The organism is Kitasatospora sp. NPDC001132 (assembly GCF_053598415.1).
In genome coordinates, this window is the sequence record NZ_JBSFKF010000016.1 from 1 (window position 1) to 16,193 (window position 16,193).

Below are 16,193 nucleotides of genomic sequence, written 5' to 3' on the forward strand. Positions count from 1 at the left end.
TTAATCAGCGGGTCCGGGGTTCGAGTCCCTGGCGGCGCACAGACAGCCGGAAGGCCCTTCGCGAGAGCGAAGGGCCTTCCGGCGTTTCCGGTGTTTCCGGCGCCTCCCTAGGTCGAGAAGCCCGGACCGAGAGACCCCGGTCGGGGCCCCGACCGGGAGACCCGACCGGGAGACCCGACCGGGAGACCCGCCGGAGCGGACGGCCCGACCCGGGCTCAGCGGCCGCGCAGCGCCCGGTAGCGGGCGACCAGCTCGGCGGTGGAACTGTCCAGCTGGTCGGCACCCTCGCCGGTGAGCAGCACCGGCTCGATCCGCTTGGCGAGCACCTTGCCCAGCTCGACGCCCCACTGGTCGAAGGAGTCGATGTTCCAGACCGCGCCCTGGACGAACACCTTGTGCTCGTAGAGCGCGACCAGCTGGCCGAGCACCGACGGGGTCAGCTCGCCGGCCAGGATGGTGGTGGTCGGGTGGTTGCCCTTGAAGGTCTTGTGCGGGACGAGCTCGGCGGGCACGCCCTCGGCGACGACCTCCTCCGGGGTCTTGCCGAAGGCCAGCGCCTGGGTCTGGGCGAAGAAGTTGGCCAGCAGCAGGTCGTGCTGGGCGACCAGGCCGGGGAGCAGGTCGGCGACCGGCTTGGCGAAGCCGATGAAGTCGGCCGGGATGACCTTGGTGCCCTGGTGCAGCAGCTGGTAGTAGGCGTGCTGGCCGTTGGTGCCGGGGGTGCCCCAGACCACCGGGCCGGTCTGCCAGTCCACCGGGGTGCCGTCGCGGGTCACCGACTTGCCGTTGGACTCCATGTCCAGCTGCTGCAGGTAGGCGGTGAACTTGGACAGGTAGTGCGAGTAGGGCAGCACCGCGTGCGCCTGGGCGTCGAAGAACGCGCCGTACCAGACGCCGAGCAGGCCGAGCAGCAGCGGGACGTTCTGCTCCGGCGGGGCGGTGCGGAAGTGCTCGTCGACCAGGTGGAAGCCGTCCAGCATCTCGCGGAAGGCGTCCGGGCCGATGGCGATCATCAGCGAGAGGCCGATGGCCGAGTCGTAGGAGTAGCGGCCGCCCACCCAGTCCCAGAACTCGAACATGTTGGCGGTGTCGATGCCGAAGTCCTGCACGCCCTGGGCGTTGGTGGACAGCGCGACGAAGTGCTTGGCCACCGCGTCGGTGTCGGCGCGCAGGCCGGTGAGCAGCCAGTCGCGGGCGGAGACCGCGTTGGTGATGGTCTCGATGGTGGTGAAGGTCTTCGAGGCGACGATGAACAGCGTCTCGGCCGGGTCGAGGTCGCGGACCGCCTCGTGCAGGTCGGCGCCGTCCACGTTGGAGACGAAGCGGACGTCGAGGTCGCGCTTGGCGTACGAGCGGAGCACCTCGTAGGCCATCGCGGGGCCGAGGTCGGAGCCGCCGATGCCGATGTTGACGACGGTGCGGATCGGCTTGCCGGTGTGGCCCTTCCACTCGCCGCTGCGGACCCGGTCGGCGAAGGCGGCCATCTTGTCGAGGACCGCGTGCACCGCGGGCACCACGTTCTCGCCGTCGACCTCGATCACGGCGCCGCGCGGGGCGCGCAGCGCGGTGTGCAGGACCGCGCGGTGCTCGGTGTTGTTGATCTTCTCGCCGCGGAACATGGCGTCCCGCAGCTCGGCGACGCCGGTGGCGGCGGCCAGCTCGCGCAGCAGCTCCAGCGTCTCGTCGGTGACCAGCTGCTTGGCGTAGTCCACGTGCAGGTCGCCGACCTGGAGGGTGTAGCGGCGGCCGCGCTCGGGGTCGGCGGCGAACAGCTGACGCAGGTGGGTGTCGCCCAGTTCGGCCCGGTGCTTGGCCAAGGCGGCCCACTGCGGGGTGCGGTCCAGCGGGGTGCGGGCGTCGGCGCGGGTCTCCGACATCGGTGGGTCCTCGATTCATCTGGGTGCAGAAACCGGCAGGGCCAGGCGTGAGGGTTCGCCGAGGTCGTGCGGGTACTGGTGGTGCGCCGACTCCGTTGACGGCCTGCCCGGGTTCAGCCTATGCAACCCCGGGGCCGGTCGCGCACATTCCGCCCCGCGGGCGCGGACGGTGCGCCCGCGGGACGCGGACGGTGCACTGCGGGACGCGGACGGTGCGCCGCGGGGCGAGTGGACGCCCCGTCACTTCCGTTCGGAGCGCAGGTCGAGTCCGCGCAGCACCTGGTCGACCAGCTCAGGGTCGGCGCCGGGCTCGCTGCGGGCGGCGAGCATCTCGCGGCGGGAGGCGGCGATCATCTCCTGCTCGACGTCCCGGGCGGCCCGCCACTGGGCCATCCGCAGCCTGGCCTCGGCGGCCTCCTCCTCGGCGTAGTTCTCCGGGCAGAGCCGGGCCAGCCGGTCGTGCTGACGGTCCCGCAGGCGGTCGGCGACCTCGGCGGGCAGCCGGTCCTGCTCCTCCATCTCGCCGAGCCGCCTGAGCCCGGCCTTGGCGGCCCGCCACCAGAGCTGGCGCACGGCCTGCTCGTGCTTGTCCTGGTCGATGTCCAGCTCGAACCGCTTGGCCAGCCAGGGCAGGGTCAGGCCCTGCACCAGCAGGGTGAAGAGCACCACGCTGAAGGCGATGAAGACCAGTCGGCCGCGCTCGGGGAAGTCCTCGCCGGAGTGCAGGGTGAGCGGGATGGCGAGCGCCAGGGCGACGGTGGCCACGCCGCGCATGCCGGACCACCAGAGGATCACGCTCTCCTTCCAGCTGAACGGCGTGTCCTCGTCGTCGCCGGAGCGCAGCTTCTTCGACAGCCAGCCGGCCGGCAGCAGCCAGAGCAGCCGGACCAGGACGACCACGGCGATGACCACGGCCGCGTCGCCGATGAAGCCGGTCCAGCCGCGGCCGGCCTCCTTGAGCACGGTGGCCAGCTCCAGGCCGATCAGGCCGAAGGCGACGCCGGTGATCAGGATCTCGACCACCTCCCAGAAGGCGTTGCCGACCAGCCGGTAGGAGACGGCGTCCGCGTCGGAGGCCCGCTCGGCGAGGTAGAGCGCGCAGACCACGACCGCGAGCACGCCGGAGCCGTGGATCTCCTCGGCCAGGGCGTACGCGGCGAAGGGCACCAGCAGGTTGAGCGCGACCTGCTGGGTCGGGTCGTCCAGCCGTTCGGCGAGCTTGGTGTTGACCCAGCCGAGCGCGACGCCGACCACCACGGCCAGCACCGCGGACAGCACGAAGCGCAGCACCGCGTCGCCGGCCGAGAAGTCGCCGCTGACCATGGCCTCGATGGACAGCGAGTAGATGACGATCGCGGTGACGTCGTTGAACAGCCCCTCGCTCTCCAGGATCGCCACCAGGCGGCGGGGCAGCCCGACGCTGCCGGCCACCGCGACGGCGGCGACCGGGTCGGGCGGGGAGACCAGCGCGCCGACCGCGATCGCGGCGGCCAGCGGCAGGGTGGGCAGCAGCCAGTGCACGGTGCCGGCCACGGCGACCGTGGTGACCACCACCAGGGCGACCGCCAGCAGCAGGATCGAGCGGGCGTTGGCCTTGAAGTAGCGCACCGAGGAGCGCCGGGCCACCGCGAAGATCAGCGGCGGCAGGACCAGCGGCAGGATCAGCTCGGGCTCGATGGTGACGTCCGGGATCTGCGGGACGAGGGCCATGACGATGCCGAGGAGGGTCATCAGTACCGGTTGCGGCACTCCGGTCTTCCGTCCGAGCGGCATGGTCACCACGGAGGCGAGCAGCACCAGGAAGAACAGGGGCAGCTGGCCCACGGGGAGGTTCCTCTCGACGACGGACGGCTGAGCGCCGTCCAGGATAAATCTGACAATGCGCCCATTGCTGTCGACACGCTGAACAAGGGTTTGACCTCAAGTGCACTTCAGGTCGGAGGATCGTCGGCATCGGAACGATCGGAGAGGGGTGGGCACAGGATGAAGGCGGTCACCGTGACGCGGAGCGGCGGTCCGGAGGTCCTGCGGGTCGCCGAGGTGCCCGACCCGGAACCCGGGCCGGGCGAGGTGCGGGTACGGGTGTACGCGGCCGGGGTGCAGCCGGTGGACCTCGCGATCCGCGAGGGGTTCCGCCCGCCGGGGACGGCGGTCGAGCCGCCGTTCGTCCTCGGCAACGAGTTCGCCGGAGTGGTGGACGCCCTCGGCCAGGACGCCGGCGACTGGCGGGTCGGGGACGAGGTGCTGGGCTTCCGGGTGCTGGGCTGCCAGGCCGACCGGGTCACGGTCGACGCCGGCCGGCTGGTGGCCAAGCCCGCCGGGATGCCCTGGGAGCAGGCCGGCTCGCTCTCCGCCTCCGGCCAGACCGCGCACGTGGCGCTCACCGGGCTGGGTGTCGGCCCGGGCGACACCGTGCTGGTGCACGGCGCCGCGGGCGGGGTCGGCACGGTCGCCGTCCAGCTGGCCCGGGCCTGGGGCGCCACGGTGGTCGGCACCGCGAGCGAGCGCAACCACGCGTACCTGCGGGAGCTGGGCGCGGTGCCGGTCGCGTACGGCGAGGGGCTGGTCGAGCGGGTCCGGGCGGTGGCGCCGCAGGGGGTGACCGCGGCGTTCGACGCCGCCGGGCGGGGCGCCCTGGAGGCCTCCGTGGAACTGGTCGCCGACCGGAGCCGGATCGGCACCGTGGTCGACTACCCGGGCGCCGAGCGGCTGGGCGTCCGAGGGCTGCGGGGCGAGCGGACGGCCGGGCGGCTGGCCGAGTTGGTGAAGCTGTGGGAGGCCGGCGCGCTGCGGCTGGAGGTCGAGGAGTCGTTCCCGATCGAGCGGGTCGCCCAGGCCCACCGGCTGGTCGGCGCCGGGCACGTCCGGGGCAAGGTGGTGCTGACCATGTGAGCGGGCCGGGCCCCCGCTCCGGCCCGATTGTGAGTTTCGGCTGCTGACCAGGTAATGTTCTCCACGTCAGCAGGCGCCGCTAGCTCAGTTGGTTAGAGCAGCTGACTCTTAATCAGCGGGTCCGGGGTTCGAGTCCCTGGCGGCGCACAGACAGCCGGAAGGCCCTTCGCGAGAGCGAGGGGCCTTCCGGCGTTTCCGCGTCCCCCTGCTTCTTCCCGAGTCCGCCCGCCGTTTCCGCGTCCGCCCGCGCGGCGGATGGCAGGAAAGGTGGGAAACAGGTCATTGCTGCCACCGTCACCCGTTGGGAGGCTGGTCGCATGAGAGCGCGCAACGTGGTCATCGTCCTCTTCGAGGGCGTGCAGAGCCTCGACGTGACCGGCCCGCTGGAGGTGTTCGCGGGTGCGGACAAGGCCTCCGGGCAGCCGGACGCGTACCGGGTGACCACGGCCTCCCCCGGTGGCGGTCCGGTGCGCAGCCACAGCGGACTGCGGCTGCTGCCGGACGCGGACCTGGCCGAGGTCGGACCGGTGCACACCCTGCTGGTTCCCGGCGGGGAGGGCACCAAGCTCGCCGACCCGGCACTGGTGGCCCGGATCCGGGAGCTGGCCGGCCGGGCCGAGCGGGTGGTGTCGGTGTGCACCGGCGCCTTCCTGCTCGCCGAGGCCGGGTTGCTGGCCGGGCGCCGGGCGACCACCCACTGGGCCTATGGCGAGGAGCTGGCCCGGCGGTTCCCGGACGTCGAGGTGGACCCGGACCCGATCCACGTCCGGGACGGGAACGTCGCCACCTCGGCCGGGGTCACCGCCGGGATCGACCTGGCGCTGGCCCTGGTCGAGGAGGACCTGGGACGGGAGACGGCCCTGCTGGTCGCCCGCCACCTGGTGGTCTTCCTGCGCCGACCGGGCAACCAGGCCCAGTTCAGCACCCAGCTGGCCGCCCAGGTGGCGGCCAGGCAGCCGCTGCGCGAGGTGCAGCGGTGGATCGCCGAGCACCCGGAGGGCGACCTCTCGGTGGAGGCCCTGGCCTGCCGCTCGGCGCTGTCGCCGCGGCACTTCGCCCGGGCCTTCGCCGCCGAGGTGGGGGTGACCCCGGGCCGGTACGTGGACGGGGTCCGGCTGGAGGCCGCCCGGCGGCTGCTGGAGGACACCGACGACGGCGTCGAGGAGATCGCGCGCTCCTGCGGCTACGGCACCCCGGAGGCGATGCGGCGCGCCTTCGTCCGGGCCCTGGCCGCCCCGCCCGCCGAGTACCGACGCCGCTTCCGACCCGAACCGACCGGAGGTCACTGATGCGCATCGCCATCCTGCTCTACCCCGACTTCACCACCCTGGACGCGGTCGGCCCGTACGAGGTGCTGTCCCGGATCCCCGGCGCCGAGGTGGTGTTCACCGCCGCCGAACGGGGGCCGGTGCGCAACGACGTCGGCAGCCTGTCGATCACCGCCGAGGCCACCCTGGACGAGGTGGACTCGGCCGACCTGCTGCTGGTGCCCGGCGGGCCCGGCACGCAGGCGCAGCTCGCGAACGAGGAACTGCTCGACTGGCTGCGCCGGGTGGACGCGACCACCACCTGGACCACCTCGGTCTGCTCGGGCTCGCTGCTGCTGGGCGCCGCCGGGCTGCTCAAGGGCCGTCGGGCCACTTCTCACTGGGGCGTCCTGGACCGGCTGCCCGCGTACGGGGCGGAGCCGACCGGGACCGAGCGGGTCGTCATCGACGGCAAGTACGCCATCGCCGCCGGCGTCTCGGCCGGGATCGACCTCGCGCTGACGCTGGCCGGCCTGATCAGCGGGGACACCACCGCGCAGGCGATCCAGCTGCTGATCGAGTACGACCCCCAGCCGCCGTACGTGTCGGGTTCCATGGCGAAGGCCTCCCCCGAGGTGGTCGAGGCGGTGCACCGGCTGATGGAGCGCTAACGCCGGGGCGGGAAGGCGTGGCGGCGGGCGGCGGTGACCACGGCGAGGACGGGGAGCACCAGCGCGAGCACCGTCCAGGGCAGGGCGCCGGTGCCCAGGCCGCTCAGGACCAGCCCGCCGACCACGCCGCCGCCCGCCATCGCCGCGTTCCACAGGGTCACCAGCGCGGCCTGGGCGGCGTCCGCCCGCTCCCCGCCCGCGTCGGCCAGCGCGGTCTGCAGCAGGGTCGGGGCGCCGCCCCAGCCCACGCCCCAGCACAGTGCGGCGACGTACACCGGCGGCGCGTCGGCGGACCACCCGGAGAGGGCGGCCGCCGCCAGCGCGACCAGCAGCGTGCCGAGGATCGTCAGCCGCCGCAGCCGGCGGTGGATGTGGGCGCCGGTCAGCCAGACGCTCGCCAGCGAGCCCAGCCCGAAGACCAGCAGCACGGTGCCGGTGGCGCCGCCGAGGCCGGCCCGGTCCAGGAAGGGCGCGACGTAGGTGTACAGGATGGTGTGGGCGAGCACGTAGAGCACCGTCACGGTGAGCACCGGCCGCACACCGGGCACGGTGAGCGCCTGCCGGACCGGTGCCCGCCCGCCGGCCGGCTGCCCGGGCTGCTCCGGCAGCAGCGCCGCGATCCAGCCGATCACGCCGACCGCCAGTGCCGTCATGGCCAGGAAGGGCACCCACCAGGCGAGCGCCTGCCCGAGGAAAGTGCCGACCGGCACTCCCAGCGACAGCGCCACCGGCACGCCCGCCATCGCGACCGCCATGGCCCGGCCCTGCTGTTCGACCGGTACCAGCCGGCGCGCGTACCCCGCCAGCAGGGCCCAGGCCAGGCCGGCCGCGACGCCCGCGAGGAAGCGGGCGGCCAGCGTGAGCGGGTAGCTGGTGGAGACCGCGGTGACGGTGTTGGCCACCACGAAGCCCGCCATCGCGGTGAGCAGCAGCCGCTTGCGGCCCCAGCCGGCGGTGGCCGCGCTGAGCGGGATCGCGGTGGCGGCGGAGCCGATCGCGTAGACGGTGACGGTCTGCCCGGCCGCGGACTCGCTGACTCCGAGCGCCGCGCTCATCCCGGGCAGCACGCCGGCCGGCAGGTTCTCGGTGAGGCCGGTGACGAAGACCGCGGTGGCCAGTGCGAGCAGGGCGGGGAGTGGAAAGGGCTTGTGGGGTAGCGGGGTTGTGAGCTGTGTGGTCGCCATGGGGACCATGCTTGGACCTCACACCGGTGTCAGGTTCAAGCACGGCCCCGCGGGCGATCGGGGCCGGCGGCCCGTCGGATCGGCCGCTCAACGGCTCAGCGACCCAACGGCTCAGTGGCTCAACGGCTCAGTGGCTCAGCGGCCGAAGTAGCCGTTGAAGTTCCTGGAGAACTCCTGGCCGCCGAACCGGTCCCAGTTGATCGACCAGGTCATCAGTCCGCGCAGGTTCGGCTGGGCGCCCGAACGCGGCACGTAAGTACCGCAGTTGGCCAGCCTGGTGAGGCAGTCGAGCGCCTTGTTCACCTCGGCCGGGGCGATGTAGCCGTTGCCCGCGTTGGTGGTGGCCGGCATGCCGATGGCCACCTTGGAGGCGGGCAGCGGCGGGAACACGTTGTTCGCGCTGCCGGCCACCGGGAAGCCCTTGAGCAGCATGTCGGTCATCGCGACGTGGAAGTCGGCGCCGCCCATCGAGTGGTACTGGTTGTCCAGGCCCATGATGGAGCCGGAGTTGTAGTCCTGGACGTGCAGCAGGGTGAGGTCGTCGCGCAGCGCGTGGATGACCGGCAGGTACGCCCCGGCGCGCGGGTCCTGGCCGCCCCAGGGGCCGGATCCGTAGTACTGGTAGCCAAGTTGGACGAAGAAGGTCTCCGGCGCCATGGTCAGCACGAAGCCCGGGCCGTACTTGGCCTTGAGGGTCTTCAGCGCGGAGATCAGGTTGACGATGACCGGGGTGGTCGGGTTCCTGAAGTCGGTGTCACCGGTGTTGAGGGAGAGCGAGTGCCCCTCGAAGTCGATGTCCAGGCCGTCCAGGCCCCACTTGTCGATGATCGCCGAGACCGAGCTGACGAAGGTGTCCCGGGCGGCGGCGGTGGTCAGCTGGACCTGGCCGTTCTGGCCACCGATGGAGATCAGCACCTTCTTGCCCTGGGCCCGCTTGGCGGCGATGGCGGCCTTGAACTCGTCGTCCGACTCGACGGTCGGGCACTCGGTGGCCGGGCAGCGGTTGAAGCGGATGTCGCCGGAGGTGACGGAGGTGGGCTCGCCGAAGGACAGGTCGATGAAGTCCCAGGAGTTCGGGACGTCGGCCATCCGGGTGTAGCCGGCGCCGTTGGCGAAGCTCGCGTGCAGGTAGCCGACCAGGGCGTGGCTGCCGGCGGGCGGGCTGGTGGGCGTGCCGGTCGGGGTGCCCGTCGGAGTCCCGGTCGGCGTCGCGGTCGGCGAGGGGGTGCCGGTGGGCGTCGCGGTCGGCGAGGCGGTGGCGGTCGGGGAGGCGGTGGCGGTCGGCGTGGGCGTCGGACTGGGCGCGCCCGGGCCGTCCAGCGAGATGTCGTCCGCGTAGTAGGTGCCCTGCCCGTACCAGCCGTGGGTGTACACGGTGGCGCTGGTCTGGTTGGCCCCGGTGGTGAAGCTGACGCTGAGCTTCTGGTACGAGCCGCCGGTGCCCGGCGTCCAGGTGCTCGGGCCGCCGCCGTCCACGCCCAGGTAGACGTACGAGCCGTTGACGAAGGCGCTGAGCGTGTAGGTGGTGTTCGGGGCGACGGTGACGGTCTGGGCGCACTGGGCCGTGTCGCCGGCCGTGGCGCCCGCGGCGAGCGCGCGACCGCCCCCGTGCACGGGGGCGGTGACGACGCTGCCGGAGTCGCCGGTGCAGCTCCAGGGGCCGAGCGAGCCGGACTCGAAGCCGCCGTTGACCAGGAACTCGCCGGCCGAGGCGGCGGGCGCCAGACCCAGCGTGACGCCGACCAGGGCGGCCGCGGCGACGGCGGAGGCGGTACCGGCGGCGAGGGCCGCGCGGCGGCCCCTGACCGGGGTCTTGGGCATGGGTGTTCTGCGCATGCGGGTGCTCCTGCGATGGCGCGGTCGTGGGGGACGTCCGAGGGCACGCCGGAGCACGCGCCAGTGGGGGGAACGGCCCGGCCTGGCACCCAAGTTGGACTAGACCACTGAAGTGGATTCGACAGGGCGGTGTCAATGGTCCAGACCGGTTCCCGACTTCTCCGGTTGCCGGGGGTGACACCCCGTCGAAGGATGGAGGGGTGACCCCGCCCGGCTACCTCCGCTACCCCCACCTCCACGGCGGCCTGCTCACCTTCACCGCCGAGGACGACGTCTGGATCGCCCCGCTGGACGCCGACGGCGCCGGCGCCGGTCGGGCCTGGCGGGTCGGCTGCGACCGCACCCGGGTCAGCCACCCCCGCTTCTCCCCCGACGGCACCACCCTCGCCTGGACCAGCTGGTTCGGCCTGACCCCCGAGGTGTGGACCGCCCCGGTCGAGGGCGGCCAGGCGAGCCGGCTCAGCTTCTGGGGCAGCCACGACACCCGGGTGCGCGGCTGGCTGCCGGACGGCGAGGTGCTGGCCGTCACCTCCTACCACGAGCCCTTCGGCCACTACACCTGGGCGCACGCCCTGCCGCCGGACGGCTCCCCCGGCCGCCGGATGCCCTGGGGGCCGGTCGGCGACGCCCAGATGAGCCGCGAGCGGACCGTGCTGCTCACCGGCGCCGCCCCGCACGAGCCGGCCGCCTGGAAGCGCTACCGCGGCGGCGCCACCGGCCGGCTCTGGGTGGACGGCGAGCGGATCCTGCCCGAGCACACCGGGCACCTCGCCGCACCGATGCCGGTCACCGGAGCGCTCGGCAGCCGGATCGCCTTCCTCTCCGACCACGAGGGCATCGGCAACATCTACTCCTGCCGCCCGGACGGGACCGACCTGCGCCGGCACACCGACCACGCCTCCTACTACGCCCGCGAGGCCGCCACCGACGGCACCCGGATCGTCTACCAGCACGCCGGCGACCTCTGGCTGCTGGACGGCCTGGACGCCCCCGCCCCGCACCGGCTGCACGTCCCGCTCGGCGGCGCCCGGGCCGGCCGCCGCCCGTACCAGGTCAACACCGCCGGCCAGGTCAAGGACCTCGCCTGCGACCAGACCGGCCGGGCCGGGGTGATCACCGTGCGCGGCAGCCAGTACTGGCTCACCCACAAGGACGGTCCGGCCCGCGCGCTCGCCGACACCCCCGGGGTGCGCACCCGGCTGCCGGTGGTGCTCGGGCACACCGGCGAGGCGGCCTGGATCACCGACGCCGAGGGAGCCGACGCGATCGAGGTGGTGCCGCTGCCCGGCCACGCCGGGCCGCCGGGCCACCAGGGCTCGGACCGGCACCACCACCGGCTGCTCGCCGCCGGCCGGATCGGCCGCGTCCTGGAGCTCACCGCCTCCCCCGACGGCAGCCGGCTCGCCGTCGCCACCTCGGACGGGCGGCTGCTGCTGCTCTCCGCCGCCGACGGCGAGGTCCGCGAGGTGGCCGCCTCCGGCTACGGACCGGTCTCCAGCGCCCGCTTCTCCCCCGACTCGCACTGGATCGCCTGGTCCGAGCCGGTCGCCGGGCGCTCGCTGCGCCGCATCCGGCTCACCCGCGCCGACACGCCCGCGGGGACCACCGACGTCACCGACGGCCGGTTCGAGGACGAGCAGCCGGTGTTCACCCGGGACGGCCGCTACCTGGCCTTCCTGTCCTGGCGCGGCTTCGATCCGGTCCACGACGTGCACACCGGCGACCTCTCCTTCCCGGTCGGCTGCCGCCCGTACCTCGTGTCGCTCGCCGCCGACACCCCCTCACCGTTCGCCGCCCCGGCCGAGGACGGCGCCCCGCTCGGCGACGGCGGCGGCGACGGCACCGTCCGGGTCGACCCGGAGGGCATCGGCGAGCGGCTGCTCCAGTTCCCGGTGATCACCTCCAAGTACTCGGCCACCGACGCGGTGCGCGGCGGCCTGGTCTGGCTGCGCTGGCCGATCTCCGGCACCCTCGGACAGACCTTCGCCAGCCCGGAGGACACCTCGGGGCGCCCCTCGCTGGAGCACTTCGACCTCGTCCGGGGCACCCGCAGCACCCTGGTCGACAAGCTGGACGGCTACGCCGTCTCCGGGGACGGCGGCTCGATCGCGGTCTACTCGGCCGGGGCGCTGCGGGTGATCCCGGTCGCCGCCCCCGCCGCCGGCACCACCGTCGACCTGCGCCGGATCACCCACACCGTGCACCCGGCCGCCGAGTGGCGCCAGGCGTACCACGAGGCGGCCCGGATCGTCCGGGACCAGTTCTGGGACGAGCGGATGTCCGGCCTGGACTGGCCCGCGCTGGTCGCCCAGTACGAGCCGCTGCTGGACCGGGTCTGCACCCCCGACGACTTCGCCGACCTGCTGCGCGAACTCCTCGGCGAGCTCGGCACCTCGCACGCCTACGTCACCCCGTCCCGGCGCGCCGAGGGCCCCGTCCTCGCCCAGCAGCCGCTCGGCCTGCTCGGCGCCAACACCCGCCGGTCCCCCGACGGCCGCTGGCTGGTCCACCGGGTGCTGCCCGGCGAGACCTCCGACCCGCGCGCCCGCGCCCCGCTGGCCGCCCAGGGCGTCCGGGACGGCGACGAGATCCTGGAGGTCGGCGGCCGCCCGGTGGACCCGGTGCGCGGACCGCTGCCGCTGCTGGCCGGCACCGGCGGCAGCACCCTGGAACTGGCCCTGCGCGGCGGCCCGGACGGCCCGGTGCGGCGGATCGTGGTCACCCCGCTGACCGACGAGCGGCCCATCCGCTACCAGAACTGGGTGGCCAGACGGCGCTCCCTGGTCCGGGAGTACAGCGACGGGCGGTGCGGCTACCTGCACATCCCGGACCTCGGCGGCTCCGGCTGGGCGCAGTTCAACCGGGACCTGCGGCGCGAGCTGGACAAGCCCGCACTGGTCCTGGACGTGCGCGGCAACGCCGGCGGCAACGTCTCCGAACTGGTGCTGGAGAAGCTCTCCCGGCACGTCCTGGCCTGGGACTTCAGCCGGGGCCGCCACCCGGTGCGCTGGCCCCGGCACGCACCGCGCGGACCGCTGGTGGCGCTGGCCGACGAGGCCACCAGCTCGGACGGCGACGTGATCATCGCGGCGATCAAGCTGCTCGGGCTCGGCCCGGTGATCGGCACCCGCACCTGGGGCGGGGTGGTCGGGATGAGCGGGCGGCACACCCTCGGCGACGGCACCCAGATCTCGGTGCCGAAGAACGCCTCCTGGTTCGGCGGCGGCCTCGGCTGGTCGGTGGAGAACCAGGGCGTCGAGCCGGACGTGCACGTGCTGCGCACCCCGCGCGACTGGGCGCGGGGGCGCCACCCGGAACTGGTCACCGCCGTCCAGCTGGCTCTGGAGCTGCTGGAAGACGTGCCCGCCGCGGCGCCCCCGCCGGAGTCCACGCCCCGGCCTGACCTGCGGCGCCCGCCGCTGCCGCCCCGTACGGGCTGAGTCCGGGGCTCAGTCCCAGGGGTCGCCCTCGGAGGTCATGTTCTCGGCGGCGCGCCGGTCGGCCTCCTCCTGGGCGAGCTTCTCCTGCTGGTTCCGGGTGCGCTCGACGTCATTGGTGTACGCGTCGGCGGCCTCGTCGTGGGCGAGGGCGGCACGCTGGGCGGCCTCCTGCCCGGCGGACTCGTGCTGCGACCGGTGGAACAACCTCTCGAAGATGCCCATGACTCCTCCAAAGGGAATGGACGGAAAGTCTGATGACCGGGCTGCCCCCACTCTCACACCGGGTGCCCACGGGCGCACCTTGAGCCTTTGGTCCCTGGTGGACGCGCCCAAGGGCCGTAGCCGGGGGCCGCCGGCCGGGCGCAGATTGGGGCCGTCGGCGAAAATCGACGCCACCCTCTGGAGCCCGCTGTGACCGTCGTACACCCCGGAAGCCACGCCCGGCGCACCGCCGAGGACCCGCACGACGGACCGCGCCGGCGGGTCGGTCCGCTGGCCGCCCTGGACGGCCGGCTGCCCGGCACCCACGACCTGCTGCTGATGCAGTGCCCCAGCTCGCTGCGGCCCCTCGCCGGCGGCGAGCTGCCGGACTGGGCGCGGGCGGTGCTGCGGGCGCACCCCTGGGTCACGGTCGGCCGGGCGCCCGCCGTGGTCGGCAACCCGGCCGACCTGCCGCACCCCCAGCGCTGCACCCGGGACCCGGAGGCGGCGCCCGAGCTGTGGTTCCCGGTGACCGTGCGCGGCCCGCGCCCCGGACAGCGGATGGACGCGCTGGCCCCCTGGGCGGCGGTGGCCAGGACGCTGCGGCCCGAGCAGCTCGCCGGACGGCGCGAGCGGCTGGCCCCCGAGCGGCTGGCCGCCGTCCCGGCGCTGGCCCTGCTGCCGGAGGTCGGCCGGCTGGTGGCGGACCACCGGCTCCCCTGGGGGCCGATCGGCGCGGTCGGCTACGAGCTGGGCAGCGGGGTGCCGGTGGCGGGGCCGCTCAGCCCGCTGCGGCTGGTGCTGCGCTCCCCGCAGCCGATCAGCCGGCGCGACGCCCTGCAGCTGCGGCGGGCGCTGACCAAGCTGCCGGTGCCCGTGCAGGCCGAGCTGGAGACCCGGCACGGCGCGGTCCAACTGGCCGAGTACGCCTCCGGTGCCCACAGCCTGACCCTGCTGACCTCCGACGGGCCCCGGGAGGTCCACGACCCCTGGTTCCCCCGGGGGCCTTTCGCCTGAGCGCCCGGACCGGCGGGGCCGGCAGGGCAGGCAGAACCTGCCGGTCGCTCCCGTCCGATCAGGGCAATCTCGGAGTTGGCGGCCCGGCCCGGCGCTCGTGAGGATGGAGCGCCGTCCGTCCTGCCCAGCCGAAGGAGCACACCGTGCCGCACATCGCCATCGACAACGGACTTCCGGGGATCAGCGGCCTGTTGACGCTGCGTCCGGACACCGCCGCCCCACTGGGCATGCTGGCCGACGCGCTGCTGCGGGCCCCGGCCCCGATGAGCCGGGGCGAGCGCGAGCTGGTCGCCGCGTACGTCTCCCACCTCAACGGCACCCGCTTCTGCGAGGGGGCCCACAGCGCCTTCGCCGCGGCGCAGTTGGACGGCGGCGAGGACCTGGTGAAGGCGGCCCTGGCCGACCTCTCGTCCGCGCCGCTCCCGGAACGGATGCGGGCCCTGCTGCGGATCGCGGCGCAGGTGCAGGCGCAGGCCGCGCCGGTCTCGCCGGAGGCGGTGGCGGCCGCCCGCGCGGCCGGCGCCGGTGACACCGAGATCCACGACACCGTGCTGATCGCCGCCGCGTTCTGCATGTACAACCGGTACGTCGACTGCCTGGCCACCGACCTCCCCGCGGACCCGGGCTACTACGCCGAGGGAGCGAAGCGGATCGTCGACTCCGGCTACAGCAACGGGAACTGATCCCAGGAAACCCGGCGGATCGGGCGGCGCCGTCCTCGGACGGCGCCGCCCGAGCGCGTTCCGACACGGCACGACGGAAGAAGCGGCCGACCGGCCGCACCGCCAGGATGTCAGCCGTCGAGCACCGGGCCCACTGCCGAATCGAGGCTCCGCCATGAGTACTTTCGCGTCCGGCCGGCCGAACACGCCGGCCGATCCCACCCCGCGTCAACTCGCTTCCCGAACCTCGCTGTTCGTCACCGGGGACTTCCCCCGGCGGCGCTGGCTCACCCTGCTGCTCAGTACCGCCGGCGGACTGCTGCTGGCGTACGCCTGGAACGCGAAGCTGGTCGACGACGAGATCGGCTTCAGCAGCGCCGACGCCCTGCTCGGGCACGACGCCCACGGCACGCCGATCACCGGAGTGCTCTCCGGCATCCTGTTCGCCTTCGTCTCCGGACTGGCCGGCTCGTTCACCGCCTGCAACATCGCGGCCTTCGGCGCGGTCGGCCCGCTGGTCGGGCAGACGCCCTCGCTGCGCGGCAGGCTGCTGCACGTCGCCCGGCCACTGGGGTGGGTATTCGCCGGCATGGCGCCGGTCTCCGCCGCCTACGGGGCGCTGGTCGGCCTCGTCGGCACGCACATGCCGCAGTTCTCGACGGCCGCGGCCAAGGGCCTGACGCCCCGGTCCATCCAGTCGATGGTGACCTTCGGCCTGATCGGGCTCGTGATGATCGTGCTCGGCCTGGCCGCCGTCGGTCTGGTCCGGGACCCGCTGGCCGGCCTCTCCCGCCGCTTCCCGAACGCGCCGCTGGTGCTCGTCGGCGCGCTGATCGGCGGCTTCCTGGTGGGCCGGCCGTACCCGCTCTTCCGCGACCTGTTCCGGCACGCCGCCGACAGCCACAACCCGGTCTACGGCGCCGGCGCGTTCCTCCTGCAGTCGATCGGCAACATCGCGGTCATGGCGCTGCTGTTCGTGCTGCTCACCTACACGGCGGGCGGGCGGCTGCAGCGCCGGCTGGCGGCCGGGCCCGCCCGGATCAGCGTGCTGACCGCGGCGGCCTTCCTGGTCGCCGGGGTCTTCACCGTCGTCTACTGGGACGTGCGGATCCTGGGCCGGCTCGGCTACATCTGGTTCCCGCCCTCCCCCTGGTCCTGAGGCCGGC

The 16,193-nt window shown here is 74.0% G+C and carries 12 protein-coding genes and 1 tRNA gene; 8 read left to right on the forward strand and 5 right to left on the reverse strand.

Annotated features, from left to right (window positions below; translation table 11 throughout):
* Window positions 1–215: 215 nt before the first annotated feature.
* Together pgi and ACWDBE_RS21435 are read right to left on the reverse strand one after the other, a co-directional pair.
* A complete protein-coding gene (gene pgi, locus ACWDBE_RS21430; RefSeq protein ID WP_449808793.1) occupies window positions 216–1,877 on the reverse strand; it encodes a glucose-6-phosphate isomerase in 1,662 nt (553 codons plus the stop codon).
* A 240-nt stretch (window positions 1,878–2,117) separates the two neighbouring features.
* Window positions 2,118–3,701: a Na+/H+ antiporter gene (locus ACWDBE_RS21435; RefSeq protein WP_449789596.1), complete on the reverse strand. Its 1,584-nt coding sequence runs from the start codon at window positions 3,699–3,701 to the stop codon at window positions 2,118–2,120.
* 159 nt (window positions 3,702–3,860) lie between these two features.
* Between ACWDBE_RS21435 and ACWDBE_RS21440 the strand changes: the two genes are divergently transcribed.
* The 4 genes from ACWDBE_RS21440 (at window position 3,861) to ACWDBE_RS21455 (ending at window position 6,687) form a co-directional block, all read left to right on the forward strand.
* Window positions 3,861–4,769 (forward strand): NADP-dependent oxidoreductase, encoded by a 909-nt coding sequence (locus ACWDBE_RS21440; RefSeq protein WP_449789597.1) that lies wholly within the window; start codon window positions 3,861–3,863, stop codon window positions 4,767–4,769.
* Window positions 4,770–4,842: 73 nt separating this feature from the next.
* Window positions 4,843–4,916: transfer RNA gene (locus ACWDBE_RS21445), tRNA-Lys, on the forward strand.
* 170 nt (window positions 4,917–5,086) lie between these two features.
* A complete protein-coding gene (locus ACWDBE_RS21450) occupies window positions 5,087–6,058 on the forward strand; it encodes a GlxA family transcriptional regulator (RefSeq protein ID WP_449789598.1) in 972 nt (323 codons plus the stop codon).
* Window positions 6,058–6,687 (forward strand): DJ-1/PfpI family protein, encoded by a 630-nt coding sequence (locus tag ACWDBE_RS21455; RefSeq protein WP_449808794.1) that lies wholly within the window; start codon window positions 6,058–6,060, stop codon window positions 6,685–6,687. Before ACWDBE_RS21450 ends, ACWDBE_RS21455 begins: the two co-directional genes overlap by 1 nt.
* Here the strand turns inward: ACWDBE_RS21455 and ACWDBE_RS21460 are convergent.
* Window positions 6,684–7,871 carry an MFS transporter gene (locus ACWDBE_RS21460; protein WP_449808795.1) on the reverse strand — a complete coding sequence of 396 codons (1,188 nt, stop codon included), beginning with the start codon at window positions 7,869–7,871 and terminating at the stop codon, window positions 6,684–6,686. The two genes, ACWDBE_RS21455 and ACWDBE_RS21460, sit on opposite strands and share 4 nt — an antisense overlap.
* Before the next feature lie 135 nt (window positions 7,872–8,006).
* Entirely contained in the window at window positions 8,007–9,707 is a 1,701-nt protein-coding gene (locus ACWDBE_RS21465; protein ID WP_449808796.1) for a chitinase, read from the reverse strand.
* A gap of 200 nt (window positions 9,708–9,907) precedes the next feature.
* Here ACWDBE_RS21465 and ACWDBE_RS21470 point away from each other — a divergent pair, with 200 nt between their 5' ends.
* Window positions 9,908–13,147: a S41 family peptidase gene (locus ACWDBE_RS21470; RefSeq protein WP_449808797.1), complete on the forward strand. Its 3,240-nt coding sequence runs from the start codon at window positions 9,908–9,910 to the stop codon at window positions 13,145–13,147.
* A 9-nt stretch (window positions 13,148–13,156) separates the two neighbouring features.
* Here the strand turns inward: ACWDBE_RS21470 and ACWDBE_RS21475 are convergent, their stop codons facing one another.
* Window positions 13,157–13,369: a hypothetical protein gene (locus tag ACWDBE_RS21475; protein ID WP_449789603.1), complete on the reverse strand. Its 213-nt coding sequence runs from the start codon at window positions 13,367–13,369 to the stop codon at window positions 13,157–13,159.
* A 189-nt stretch (window positions 13,370–13,558) separates the two neighbouring features.
* On the opposite strand from ACWDBE_RS21475, the gene ACWDBE_RS21480 reads away from it, so the two are divergent.
* The 3 genes from ACWDBE_RS21480 (at window position 13,559) to ACWDBE_RS21490 (ending at window position 16,186) form a co-directional block, all read left to right on the forward strand.
* On the forward strand, window positions 13,559–14,365 hold the full coding sequence (locus ACWDBE_RS21480; RefSeq protein WP_449808798.1) for a phosphoribosyl-dephospho-CoA transferase MdcG domain-containing protein: 807 nt from the start codon (window positions 13,559–13,561) through the stop codon (window positions 14,363–14,365).
* Between the two features lie 143 nt (window positions 14,366–14,508).
* The gene (locus tag ACWDBE_RS21485) at window positions 14,509–15,048 is read left to right on the forward strand and encodes a carboxymuconolactone decarboxylase family protein (RefSeq protein ID WP_449789605.1); all 540 of its coding nucleotides are present in this window, start codon (window positions 14,509–14,511) and stop codon (window positions 15,046–15,048) included.
* 154 nt (window positions 15,049–15,202) lie between these two features.
* Window positions 15,203–16,186 carry a hypothetical protein gene (locus tag ACWDBE_RS21490; protein ID WP_449808799.1) on the forward strand — a complete coding sequence of 328 codons (984 nt, stop codon included), beginning with the start codon at window positions 15,203–15,205 and terminating at the stop codon, window positions 16,184–16,186.
* Window positions 16,187–16,193: the final 7 nt, after the last annotated feature.

Coding starts and splice junctions, on each gene's coding strand:
- pgi (WP_449808793.1), bottom strand. CDS start 1,877: ATGTCGGAGACCCGCGCCGACGCCCGCACCCCGCTGGACCGCACCCCG.
- ACWDBE_RS21460 (WP_449808795.1), bottom strand. CDS start 7,871: ATGGCGACCACACAGCTCACAACCCCGCTACCCCACAAGCCCTTTCCA.
- ACWDBE_RS21465 (WP_449808796.1), bottom strand. CDS start 9,707: ATGCGCAGAACACCCATGCCCAAGACCCCGGTCAGGGGCCGCCGCGCG.
- ACWDBE_RS21440 (WP_449789597.1), top strand. CDS start 3,861: ATGAAGGCGGTCACCGTGACGCGGAGCGGCGGTCCGGAGGTCCTGCGG.
- ACWDBE_RS21475 (WP_449789603.1), bottom strand. CDS start 13,369: ATGGGCATCTTCGAGAGGTTGTTCCACCGGTCGCAGCACGAGTCCGCC.
- ACWDBE_RS21490 (WP_449808799.1), top strand. CDS start 15,203: ATGAGTACTTTCGCGTCCGGCCGGCCGAACACGCCGGCCGATCCCACC.
- ACWDBE_RS21455 (WP_449808794.1), top strand. CDS start 6,058: ATGCGCATCGCCATCCTGCTCTACCCCGACTTCACCACCCTGGACGCG.
- ACWDBE_RS21450 (WP_449789598.1), top strand. CDS start 5,087: ATGAGAGCGCGCAACGTGGTCATCGTCCTCTTCGAGGGCGTGCAGAGC.